At 31.8% G+C, this 12,528-nt stretch carries 11 protein-coding genes, 1 tRNA gene, 2 pseudogenes and 2 other annotated features (1 of these 16 cut by a window edge); all 14 genes and pseudogenes read right to left on the reverse strand.

The window, feature by feature from the left end; all coding sequences use genetic code 11:
- Window positions 1-10 precede the first annotated feature (10 nt).
- Complete coding sequence (secE, locus tag CURI_RS11395; RefSeq protein WP_014968416.1) at window positions 11-223, reverse strand: preprotein translocase subunit SecE; 213 nt, start codon at window positions 221-223, stop codon at window positions 11-13.
- Window positions 224-262: 39 nt separating this feature from the next.
- Window positions 263-412, reverse strand: coding sequence for a 50S ribosomal protein L33 (gene rpmG, locus CURI_RS11400; protein ID WP_014968417.1), 150 nt, complete (start codon window positions 410-412; stop codon window positions 263-265).
- A 233-nt stretch (window positions 413-645) separates the two neighbouring features.
- Window positions 646-1,839 carry an elongation factor Tu gene (gene tuf, locus CURI_RS11405; protein WP_014968404.1) on the reverse strand — a complete coding sequence of 398 codons (1,194 nt, stop codon included), beginning with the start codon at window positions 1,837-1,839 and terminating at the stop codon, window positions 646-648.
- A gap of 90 nt (window positions 1,840-1,929) precedes the next feature.
- A tRNA-Thr gene (locus CURI_RS11410) sits at window positions 1,930-2,005 on the reverse strand.
- Window positions 2,006-2,092: 87 nt separating this feature from the next.
- Window positions 2,093-2,743 carry an RNA polymerase sporulation sigma factor SigH gene (gene sigH / locus CURI_RS11415; RefSeq protein WP_014968418.1) on the reverse strand — a complete coding sequence of 217 codons (651 nt, stop codon included), beginning with the start codon at window positions 2,741-2,743 and terminating at the stop codon, window positions 2,093-2,095.
- 92 nt (window positions 2,744-2,835) lie between these two features.
- Window positions 2,836-3,357: pseudogene (locus tag CURI_RS11420) on the reverse strand (NYN domain-containing protein).
- A gap of 9 nt (window positions 3,358-3,366) precedes the next feature.
- A complete protein-coding gene (rlmB, locus tag CURI_RS11425; RefSeq protein WP_014968421.1) occupies window positions 3,367-4,104 on the reverse strand; it encodes a 23S rRNA (guanosine(2251)-2'-O)-methyltransferase RlmB in 738 nt (245 codons plus the stop codon).
- A gap of 39 nt (window positions 4,105-4,143) precedes the next feature.
- Window positions 4,144-4,917, reverse strand: coding sequence for an FAD-dependent thymidylate synthase (thyX, locus tag CURI_RS11430; RefSeq protein WP_014968422.1), 774 nt, complete (start codon window positions 4,915-4,917; stop codon window positions 4,144-4,146).
- A 19-nt stretch (window positions 4,918-4,936) separates the two neighbouring features.
- Window positions 4,937-5,362, reverse strand: coding sequence for a Mini-ribonuclease 3 (locus CURI_RS11435; protein WP_041701804.1), 426 nt, complete (start codon window positions 5,360-5,362; stop codon window positions 4,937-4,939).
- 5 nt (window positions 5,363-5,367) lie between these two features.
- A pseudogene (cysS, locus tag CURI_RS11440) lies at window positions 5,368-6,764 on the reverse strand (cysteine--tRNA ligase).
- A gap of 2 nt (window positions 6,765-6,766) precedes the next feature.
- Window positions 6,767-7,429, reverse strand: a complete 663-nt coding sequence (cysE, locus tag CURI_RS11445; protein WP_014968425.1) for a serine O-acetyltransferase — start codon at window positions 7,427-7,429, stop codon at window positions 6,767-6,769.
- A gap of 54 nt (window positions 7,430-7,483) precedes the next feature.
- Window positions 7,484-7,695, reverse strand: a binding site (T-box leader).
- A gap of 67 nt (window positions 7,696-7,762) precedes the next feature.
- Window positions 7,763-9,241: a glutamate--tRNA ligase gene (gene gltX / locus CURI_RS11450; protein ID WP_014968426.1), complete on the reverse strand. Its 1,479-nt coding sequence runs from the start codon at window positions 9,239-9,241 to the stop codon at window positions 7,763-7,765.
- Window positions 9,242-9,400: 159 nt separating this feature from the next.
- The gene (locus CURI_RS11455) at window positions 9,401-10,252 is read right to left on the reverse strand and encodes a DUF1002 domain-containing protein (protein WP_014968427.1); all 852 of its coding nucleotides are present in this window, start codon (window positions 10,250-10,252) and stop codon (window positions 9,401-9,403) included.
- 374 nt (window positions 10,253-10,626) lie between these two features.
- Window positions 10,627-12,351, reverse strand: a complete 1,725-nt coding sequence (locus CURI_RS11460; RefSeq protein ID WP_014968428.1) for a proline--tRNA ligase — start codon at window positions 12,349-12,351, stop codon at window positions 10,627-10,629.
- A gap of 53 nt (window positions 12,352-12,404) precedes the next feature.
- Window positions 12,405-12,528 (reverse strand) — a binding site (T-box leader); it runs 103 nt beyond the window's last position.

Consider the following 12,528-nt stretch of genomic DNA (forward strand, 5'->3'; position numbering starts at 1 on the left):
AATTTGAATATTATCTTATTATTAGTGATAACAATCTATGCAAACCTGTATCTATAAGCCAAACCACTAGAGATATTATAGTACACATAACTAGAACCACTATAGTGTAGTTAACTAATTCCTTTCTAGTTGGCCAGATTACCTTTTTTAATTCAGCTTTCATTCCTGTTATAAGGCCTTTAACTTTTTTAGATGAATTATCTGTACCAGTTTGAGACGACATACTACTTCACATCCCTTACATTTTTTTAAATTCAGTCTACTATTTCGTCTCTTTATGAGCTGTATGAGTATGACAGAATTTACAGTATTTCTTCATTTCTATTCTATCTGGGTTGTTCTTTTTATTTTTCATTGTATTGTAATTTCTTTGTTTACATTCTGTACATGCTAGAGTCACTTTACTTCTCATCGTACACACCTCCTACAAATTAAAAACTTTTCTATTGTTAATATTGAGACCGCCAATATTTGTCAGTTTTCTTTTAGTATTAACTATGTTTACACTACTTTATATAAATTATCATAAATTATTTTAGATGTCAATAATAAGTTATATATATATAATTAGATATATATATGCTAAAAATCTATAAAAAGACTAGGCTTTCTAACCTAGTCTTTTTTAATCTATAGAGTAGAAAATTATTTTAATATTTTAGAAATAACTCCTGATCCTACTGTTCTTCCACCTTCACGTACAGCAAATCTTAATCCTTCTTCCATTGCTATTGGTGATATTAACTCTATTGTAAATTTAGCGTTATCTCCTGGCATTACCATTTCTACGCCTTCTTCTAATTTTATTGATCCTGTTACGTCTGTTGTTCTGAAGTAGAATTGTGGTCTATATCCATCGAAGAATGGTGTATGTCTTCCTCCCTCTTCTTTGTTTAGTACATATACTTCTGCTTCAAAGTGTGTATGTGGTGTTATACTTCCTGGTTTAGCTAATACTTGACCTCTTTGGATATCTTCTCTTTGAACACCTCTTAATAGTGCTCCGATGTTATCTCCTGCTTGTGCATCGTCTAGTAATTTTCTAAACATTTCTATTCCTGTACAAACTACTGTTCTTGATTCTTCTGCTATTCCTACGATTTCTACGTTGTCTTGTACTTTTAGTACTCCTCTTTCTACTTTTCCTGTTGCTACTGTTCCTCTTCCTGTGATTGAGAAGATGTCTTCTACTGGCATTAGGAATGCTTTGTCTGTATCTCTTTCTGGTGTTGGAATTGTTTCATCTACTGCTGCCATTAATTCTAAGATTTTGTCTCCCCACTCGCTTGATGGATCTTCTAATGCTTTTAATGCTGATCCTACTACTATTGGTGTATTATCTCCATCGAATTCATATTCGCTTAGTAGTTCTCTTACTTCCATTTCTACTAACTCGATTAATTCTTCGTCATTTACCATATCTGCTTTGTTTAGGAATACTACTATTGTTGGTACCCCTACTTGTCTTGATAATAGTATATGCTCTCTTGTTTGTGGCATTGGACCATCTGCTGCTGAACAAACTAATATAGCTCCGTCCATTTGTGCTGCTCCTGTTATCATGTTCTTAACGTAGTCAGCATGCCCTGGACAGTCAACGTGTGCGTAGTGTCTGTTTTCTGTTTCATACTCTACGTGTGATGTTGATATTGTTATTCCTCTTTCTCTTTCCTCTGGTGCTTTATCTATGTTGTCGTATGCTATTCCTTCTCCTGTACCTAATCTTGCGTGTAGTACTGTTGTTATTGCTGCTGTTAACGTTGTTTTACCGTGGTCAACGTGTCCTATTGTTCCTATATTTACGTGTGGCTTACTTCTTTCAAATTTTGCTTTTCCCATTTTTCAATTCCTCCTTGAGGGTCAAAAGTATTTTATTATATATAAAAAGGAGTTAAGAAAACTTAACTCGGTATACTTATATCTATATATTGGAGCCCATGATCGGAATCGAACCGATGATCTCTTGCTTACCATGCAAGTGCTCTACCTACTGAGCCACATGGGCATTTCCCCATTTCAATTATCTTACTACTTGTCTACTTTCTTGTCAACTGTAAAAGATCTGTCTTCATTATCTATGTATATTCATATACTAAAAATCTTTGAATTCCAAGTATCTTTCTAATTTTCTCTTTACTCTCTGAAGAGCGTTGTCTATAGACTTAACATGTCTTTCTAGCTCACCTGCTATTTCTTGATACGTTTTCCCCTGTAAATATAAAATTAAAACTTCCCACTCTAAATCACTCAGTATTTCACCAATTTTACTCTCTATATTTTTTAGTTCTTCCTTACTTATGATCAACTCTTCTGGATCAGTTACTTTAACTCCAGTTATTATATCTAAGAGAGTTCTGTCTGATTCCTCATCATATATAGGCTTATTTAAAGATATATATGAGTTTAATGGAATATGTTTCTGTCTTGTAGCTGTCTTTATAGCCGTTATTATCTGTCTAGTTATGCAAAGCTCCGCGAAAGCTCTAAAAGATGTAAGCTTGTCCTGATTATAATCTCGAATAGATTTATATAATCCTATCATACCTTCTTGTACTATATCTTCTCGATCTGCCCCTATTAAAAAATAAGATCTTGACTTGGCTCTTACAAAGTTTCTATACTTTGTCATTAAATATTCTAATGCCAATGAATCCCCACTTTTTGCATACTCTACTATATCCTCATCTTCCATTTCATTATATACAACAGCCACTTTAGTTTCTTTATATGCGCTTAATCCCACAAAATATCCCCCTCTAATATTTTATTTTATATCCCCCATGATATCCAATTATTATCATTATATATTAATGAACTTCTCCGAGTCAAGGTTATTTACTTACTTTCACCCCATCCTCTTAATTTTTCCAATATGCTTTTATCCAATCTTCCAATAATTAAATCATTAATTTCATTATTCTTTTTACTTTTTCTACTTATCATATTTTTCAAACTTTCAATCTCTAACTTTAATTCCCTTGCGGATATTCTAGTTCCACCCCTGCCCATGACTACCTATTGTTCTATCCAGTCTGAAGTTGCTACTTTAACACTTTTTGTTTTTCCCATTATATCTAACTTCTTCTCAATATAGTGATCTGCTGTTTCATTCTCTTTTGTATACACTACTTCTATCCCTTTTATAGTCTCTTTCTTATGACAACTTCCTTTTACAAGGTGTGCATCAAAAACCACTACTACTTCTGTTCCAGTATATCCTTTATACTCTGCCATTACATCTATAAGTTCATTTCTGGCTTCTTCTAAACTTACTTTACTTATTTCTCTTAAGTTATTCCAGCAGTTTATTATATTGTACCCATCAACAAATAAGTAGTCTTTTCTTGTAGCTTTCATATCATCTACTTATACTCCTCTTTGCCTTAAAGCCTCATATGTTATTATAGAAGCTGCAACAGATGCATTCAGTGAAGATACTTTTCCTCTCATAGGAATTTTAATTAAAAAATCACATTTTTCCTTAACAAGTCTACTTATTCCTTTTCCTTCACTACCTATGACTAGAGCTATAGGACCTTTTAAATCTTGTTCGTAGTAGTAGTTGCCTTCCATATGTGCACCATATATCCATATGTTTTTTCTTTTAAGCTCTTCTATTGTAGAACTTATATTTGAAACCTTTGCAACTGGTATATATTCTATCGCACCTGCGGAAGTCTTTGAAACTATAGCCGTGAGTCCCACAGATCTTCTTTTGGGTATTATTATTCCATGAACTCCAGCACTTTCAGCAGTACGCATTATAGCTCCAAGATTATGAGGATCTTCTATTTCATCTAATATTAAAATAAATGGATCCTCGTTTCTTCCTTCGGCTAGTGAAAGTATATCATCAACAGTTTTATAGGAGTATGCTGAAGCTATTGCTATAACTCCCTGATGAGATTTTGTATCCGACATGTTATCTAGTTTTGCTCTCTCAACATATTGAATTATAATTTTTCTATCTTTAGCCATTCCAATTATCTTATTTATAGATCCCTCACTAGCACCTTTTGCTATAAGTATCTTTTCTATATTTCTTCCAGACTTTAATGCTTCTTGAACAGGATTTCTTCCTTCAATATTGTTTTCATATTCCATCTTATCACCTCAAGTGTATTTAGTATAGACCCATACGGTCTACATGTTTCTAAACTTTTCACGAACTTCTTGCATTTTTCCACAACTCATTTTACCTTCTGGGCAAGTATCATAAAGACAATTTGGTCCGGAATATTTAAATAGAGATGGTGCTACTTCTTTTACTAATTTATACATTTCTATCGAAAGATTTCGTATCTCCCATTGTGCTCTATTGCAACATCTGTGCTTGAAAAAGTTAAAAAGTGCACGTGCATTCATTGTAAATACAATCTTAGTTTCACATGCATTTGGAAAGATATATCTTGCATCTTCTATGCTCATTTTCTCTGCTTTAGATTTAGCAACTTTTATGTCTAATCCTTGTTCTTGTAACTCCTTAAAATGTTTTTTATACAGTATATTCGAAATTTCGTCATAATCTTTTTGATCTTGTTCCATAGCTTTTATAAAAATTTCTCTTGCCTCTTTATTTGATTCAATAGAAGGGGGGATTATATATTGAAATTGTTCTAATTTTACATATCTTTGAGACTGTTGAGAGTATGAACTTCCTATCCTATGTCTTACTAGTTGGTGGGTAAGTGTCCTACTAATTCCCTGTACTCCAAATGTAAATGAAACATGTTCTATTGGGGATTCGTGACCTATAGACATAAGCATATCTATAAACTTTTTTACACTATCTTTATCTAATGCTTTTTCAATTTCATCTATTCCTACAGATGAATAACACATCTTAGCTGCCGATGCTATTAGTTTTTCCGGTTCATGTGTATAGCTTATTAGTTTTACCTTTAATGAAGATTTCACTTGCCGTATCCTCCTTTAGTTAATGCTGTTTGATTATCATGTTAAATATTTCGTCTAGTCTATCATATCTTTTCAAGAGATAGAGGAAGCCAATTAAGGCTTCAAATCCTGTAGAATACTTATAATCTTGTAAGTCTGCATTCTTAGGCACAGTCCCTGATTTAGCATTTCTACCTCTTTTTACAACGTTCCACTCTTCCTCTGTTAAATTTTCTTCTATAGAAAATAATATATCCCTTTGAGCTTTTGCCTTTACATACTTTATAGCTTCTTTATGAAGATGATGAACAGATATATTTTTCTTACTCAATATATATGTTCGTACTAAAAGCTCATAAACTGCATCACCAATATATGCTAATTGTAAGGGAGATAATTGTCTTACATCCTTTATATTTAATTGTTCTACTAACATCTCTATCCCTTTTGTATATTCATCACTCATACTTACTACGCTCTCCTCCACTTAACTCCATCTGGTGTGTCTTCTAAAACTATATCTTTTTGTATTAAACTATCTCTAATTTCGTCTGCTAATTTATAATTCTTATCTTTACGCGCTTGATTTCTTTTTCTATAAGTTCTAATATTTCTTCTTCTAATAATTCTTCTTTTCTAGAAAGTAATCCAAGAACATCACTTAGTGTCTCTAATTTATTAAGAGTATATTCCAGAACTCCTCTCGGTGTATCCTTATTTAAGTTTGCATTAGCATACCTTATTACTTCAAATAAGACTGATATTGCATCTGCAGTATTTATATCATCTTCCATACTATCTCTAAACTTTTGCTCTAGTTTATCTATTTCAATCTTTATTTCATCATCTTTTGAAGTCAGTTCTTTAGATTGACTGATCTCAATTAAATGTTCTATATTTTTTTTACCTATATAAAGCCTCTCAAGCCCATTTTTAGATTGCTCCATGTTTTCTTTACTAAAGTTTAATGGCTTTCTATAGTGAGCTGATAGGAGAAAAAATCTTAAAACTTCTAAATCATATTCCTCTCCGATCTCTCTAACTGTAAAAAAGTTACCCTCTGACTTCGACATTTTTTTATTTTCTATATTAATCATTGCGTTATGCAGCCAGTAATTAGCAAATGGTTTTCCTGTCAAACTCTCACTTTGAGCTATTTCATTTTCGTGATGCGGAAATTGTAAGTCCTCACCACCTGCATGTATATCTATAGTATCTCCCAGATATTTTTTAGCCATAGCCGAACATTCTATATGCCAACCTGGTCTTCCTTTACCCCAAGGACTTTCCCATGAAGGTTCATTAGGCTTTACATTTTTCCAGAGTGCAAAATCCATAGGGTTCTTTTTTATTTCACTTATCTCTACTCTAGATCCAGATATTAAATCCTCTATATTTTTCTTAGATAACTTTCCATAACCTTCGATTTTAGTTGTGTCAAAATATACATCCCCACTTGACTCATAAGCATACCCTTTTTCAATAAGGTCTTTTATAAATTCAATCATATCTTCAACATGTTCTGTGGCTTTTGGGTGAAAAGTCTTGCTTTCATCTATAAGAAGTCCTTCTGCATCTGTTTTAAATTCTTTAATATATCTTTCAGCTATCTCCTTCACTGTTCTATCTTCTTCATTAGCTTTTTTAATAAGTTTATCATCAATATCTGTAAAGTTAACTAAATAATCTACTTTTAAACCTTTGTATTCAAAATATTTTCTTAATACATCGAAAACTACTTGTGGTCTTGCATTTCCAACATGAATATAGTTATACACTGTTGGACCACAAACGTACATAGTAACTTTTTCTGAATCTATAGATTGAAACTCTTCTTTTTTTCTAGTTAAGGTATTATAAAGTTTCACTATTATCTCTCCTTTGTATTTTCTATTTCGTATAGTTCCTCTTCCAATCTTCTAATTCTTGTTCTTAAACACTCTAATTCCTGTGCTACTGGATCTGGTAATCCTATTTGGTCTAAATCTATTTCTCTATCACACGGACTAACTTTTTTATTATCTTTAACTACTATTCTTCCCGGAACTCCAACAACTGTACAGTTTGGAGGAACTTCTTTTAATACAACAGCACCTGCTCCTATTTTGGAATTATCTCCAACTTTAAATGGTCCTAAAACTTTAGCTCCACTACTTACCACTACATTTTTCCCTATAGTAGGATGTCTTTTTCCAGTATCTTTTCCCGTTCCTCCTAAAGTAACTCCTTGGTATATTGTTGCCATATCTCCAACCTCAGCTGTTTCTCCTATTACGACTCCCATCCCATGATCTATAAATACCCCTTTACCTATTTTAGCTCCTGGATGAATTTCTACTCCTGTAAAGAATCTAGCCATGTTAGAAAGTACTCTTGATATGAAGAAAAATCTTTTATTATAAAGCCAATGAGATATTCTGTGAACTAATATTGCGTGTAGCCCTGGGTAACATATGAGTGCCTCTATACTAGTTTTAACAGCAGGGTCTCTCTCTTTAATAGCTTTAATCTCATATCTAAGATATTTAAACATATAGTTATTACCTCCATTAATTTAATTTTTAATATAAAAAACCGCCTCTTACATTCAAGAGACGATTATTCCGCGGTTCCACTCTAGTTAAGCAAAAAGCTCCACCTTAAAGTTGTAACGGTACCACCGTCTTACCCTACTCTAATTTTCAGGTAGAAGTTCAAAAGTGCACTTCAGAATACTAATCGTCTTAAGACTCTTCTCAGCTTGTAGGAGTCCCTCTCTGTAAGTTTAGTAGACTTACTTTACTTTATCGTAACCTTTATATATATAATCACTTTGTATATTATATATTACTAAATTTTTTATAATTATTCAATAATATGCTTTTACTTAATAGTTACTTTCTATATATGATATTCTTTTCAGTATATTTTGTTTACCTAAAACTAAAATTATTTTATCTATGTCTGGACCATGTTGTTGTCCCGTAAGTGCTACTCTGACAGGCATAAACAAATTTTTACCTTTAATTCCTGTTTTCTTTTGAATTTTCTTCATAATTCCTTGTGAAAATTCTAGATCTACTTCATCTATTTCAGTTAATTCTTCCTTAAATGCCTCTAAAAGTGTAGGTACACCTTCGCCTTTTAGCAACTCTAATGTTTCCTCGTCTTCAGGAATTATTTCATTATTAAATATATATTTGACCTTTTCTGGTATTTCACTTATATAAGATAATCTTTCTTTTACCACTGATACTAAAGTTTTTACCCAATCATATTTATTTTCAATATCATCTTCTGTAATGTATCCAGCTTTTATCAAATGTGGTATAGCTATCTTCGTAACTAAATCTATATCTGCTTCTCTTAAATAGTGCTCGTTTACCCAGTCTAACTTGTCCTTGTCAAATACTCCACCTGTTTTTGATACCCTCTCTAAAGAAAACTCTTCTATAAGCTCTTCCATACTAAAGAATTCCTTATTACTTTCTGGACTCCACCCTACAAGAGCTAAATAGTTAACTAAAGCTTCTGGTAAATATCCCTTCTCCTTAAAATCTTCTACAGAAACATCGCCATGTCTTTTACTTAGCTTTTTCTTCTCTTTATTTAAAACAGTTGGTAAATGAACAAATTCTGGCGCTTCCCAACCAAATACCTCATATAAATATGCATGTTTAGGCGCTGATGGTAACCATTCTTCTCCTCTTATAACATGTGTTATTTTCATTAAATAGTCGTCTACTATTACAGCTAAGTGATATGTTGGAAACCCGTCTGATTTTAAAAGAACTTGATCATCTATATCTTTAGTGTTTATACTTATTGTTCCTCTTATTATATCTTTAAACACTATATCTCTATTCTCAGGAAACTTTAGTCTTATAACGTATTCTTCACCATTTTCTATTCTTTTTCTGGCGTCTTCTATAGATATATCTCTGCAGTGTCCATCATATCCCAACATAAGACCTTTTTCTTTCTGTTCTTCTCTTATCTTTTCTAATCTTTCTTTATCACAGAAACAATAATATGCATGTCCGTTTTCAATCAGCTTGTCTACATACTCTTTATATATATGTAGTCTCTCTGATTGAATATAAGGACCATACTCTCCTTTTTGTACTATCTTACCATCTTCTATAAACACACCTTCATCATGTTTAACTCCGGCCCATTCCAATGATTCTATTAAGTTCTCTATAGCATCATCAACATATCTACTTCTATCTGTATCTTCTATTCTTAAAATATATTTTCCGCCTTTATTCTTAGCAAATAAATAGTCATATAACGCTGTTCTTAAGCCGCCAATATGTAAATATCCTGTAGGACTAGGGGCAAATCTTACTCTTACTTCTGACATTTCATATATCCTCCTCGAAATTTATTCTAATTTAATCATAATATATAAAATTGCACTAGAATATCTTCTAGTGCATTAAATATTTAATGATAATAAGCAAAGTCTAATTAATACTTATATATTATATAGTATAGTACCTGTTTAATTCAAGAAATAATGCTATTCAGTTGCTCCAAACAATTTTTGGAATATACCCTTTACAAACTCAAGTATTTTTCCTAGAACAGACTTAACCTCCTCTGAGTTCTTACCTAACTCACTTAACTTATCAGAGATATTTTTAAGTTGTGCTTTAATTTGACCCAAATCTAAATCTAGCTTAGATATATTCTCCATTAAGTCTGTTATTTTTTTTAGTTGTTCATCTGTTAATGTTATATTGATTTCTTTTGCTGATTCTGTAACTACTTTTTTTATTTCCTCAGGATCTTTTATCTTTTTTTCCACAACCTCTTCTTTTACCGTCTTTATAAGTTGTGTAGCCTCATCTTTTCCTATTTCTTGACCTAGTTCTCCTGTTTTAGCTATCTCTTCATTTGCAACTTGTTTCTCTAATTCACTAATATTTGTTCCTGTAGCATCTTCAAACCCTTTTAAAATTCCTGTTAATGCCGCAGTACCTGAAACACTAAATGGCGCTGCTACTTTTACCTTAGCATCTTTAACTCCAGCTGTTACTAGTGCATTTATAATCATATCTTTAGTAACCCATGTTACATTATAAACCTCAGCTTGAATACCTTCACCTGCACTTAATTTTTCTACATAAGATGAAGATATAGCTCTACTTCCCAATATTTTACTATCAACATAATTTCCTAGATATTTTCTTTCTTCTTCATTAGTTACCTCTATAACTTTAGAATTTTCATCTGCACCTAGTAGTTCCATCATCTGACTTCTTTGTTCACTATTTAAGTCTTTTCCAATGCTTACTACTGCATCTCCTTTTGCTAACACACTAGTACTCAGCATGGCAATAATTAATAGTACTGAAAAAATCTTTTTCATTTTATCCCTCCATATCTCATATTATATACTATTTAATTCTATATACAATAAAGTTATGTCTATATTATTGCTAAAACTACTTAATATTGTTTTTATATACCCTATTATTTGGTTAAAAAACTCTAAGTAGTATAAATATTAAAACTAATATTGATATATGAACTATCCACCACCATCCCGATAAAAATCTAATTTTACTTATCTCTTTCTTTTTATTTTTCAATATATGAACCTCCTTAATTACAAATAGCTCCACCTACATCTATTATTAGCATTGTTCACAGATATAATTATTTATATACAAAAATACCGCTATACTATTCAATTAAATAACATTGCGGTATTTTTATATTATAAATTTATTATGTTTTTAATTATATTCTTAACCCCTGATTAGTAAATTCCTCTTTTATCTTATTCATTACTTCACTAACATTAACTTCTTCTTTGTTTCCGTCTTTTCTTAATGAAAACTCTAGTATATTTTCACTAGCTTTTTTACCTACTGTAACCCTTATAGGTGTACCGATAAGATCAGCGTCTTTAAACTTAACACCCGCTCTTTCATTTCTATCATCTAGTAATACTTCTATTCCCAGATTAGATAATTCTTCATATAACTTTTCTCCTAGTGCAACTTGCTCAGCATCTTTGATATTTACTATAGTTACTAAAACTTGATATGGAGCAACTGATAATGGCCATATAATTCCATTTTCATCATAGTTTTGCTCTATTATAGCTGCCATAGTTCTAGAAACTCCAACCCCATGAGAACCCATCCATATTTGAGCTGCCTTTCCGTTTTCGTCTAAATAAGTAGCATTTAATGCATCCGTGTATTTAGTACCTAACTGGAATATATTCCCTATTTCTATTCCTCTATCCATATTTAATGGACTTCTGCAGTTTGGACATTTATCTCCTTCTTTAACTAATAATAAATCATCCACTATTTCTCCTGCAAAGTCTTTTCCGTAATTTACATTTTTTAAATGATAGTCTGTTTCATTTGCTCCTACTATAAAGTTTTTCATATTAGCGACTCTTGAATCTACTAATATTCTTACATCACCTTTTAGATTTATTGGTCCTGCAAATCCTACTTCCGCGCCAGTTACTTTTTTAACTGTTTCTTCATCTGCCATAAATAAGTCATGCTCTAATACTCCTAAAGTATTTATTAATTTTATTTCGTTTAATTCTCTATCTCCAGGTACTAGAACCGCTACTACTTTATCATTTGCTGAATATAAAAGTGTTTTTACGAACTTATCCCCTGTTGTATTAAATAATTCTTTTAATTCATCTATAGTTCTAGCATTTGGAGTATGAATTTTTTCTACATTTAATTCATTTTCATCTTGAGAGTTTACTTCATAGATAAATTTAGCTTTTTCATCTGTGGCAGCATAGTCACAATCATTACAATAAGCCATAGCACTTTCTCCAAACTCCGATGTAGCCATAAATTCATGTGAGTCACTTCCTCCCATTGCTCCAGAGTCACCCTCTACTACTTTATAATTTATTCCACATCTATCAAATATTTTCTCATACGCTTTCCACATGTCAAAATATGACTTTCTCATTCCTTCTGGATCTAAGTCAAAAGTATAAGCATCTTTCATTATAAACTCTCTACATCTCATTAATCCAAATCTTGGTCTTTTTTCATCTCTGTACTTAGTTTGAATTTGATATAAACTAAGAGGTAACTGTTTGTAAGACTTTATATCAAATCTTATCATATCTGTAAATATCTCTTCATGTGTTGGCCCTAAGCAAAATTCTCTATTGTGTCTATCTCTAAGTCTAAACATCTCTGGTCCAAATGCATCCCATCTTCCAGATTCTTGCCACAACTCTGCTGGTTGTATAGCTGACATGTGTACTTCTTGTGAATCTATAGCGTCCATTTCTTCTCTAACTATATTTTCTATTTTCTTTATTACCTTATATCCCAATGGTAGATAAGTATATACTCCTGAAACTAGTCTTTTTATCATGCCCGATCTTAACAGTAACTTGTGACTTGGTAGTTCTGCCTCTGCTGGAACTTCTCTTAATGTTTGTAAATATAGTTTTGACATTCTCATAATTATAGCTCTCCTTTTATTTTAAAATTGAACATAAAAAAACCTTCATCCTAAAAAGGGACGAAGGCTTGTATTTCCGTGGTACCACCCTAATAAACTACTATATTATATATGCAGTTTACTCATTTTATATAACGGTTATTCCGTCTAGATATACTTTTATTTCAATCTAGATGC

The organism is Gottschalkia acidurici 9a, from assembly GCF_000299355.1.
Lineage (GTDB): Bacteria > Bacillota > Clostridia > Tissierellales > Gottschalkiaceae > Gottschalkia > Gottschalkia acidurici.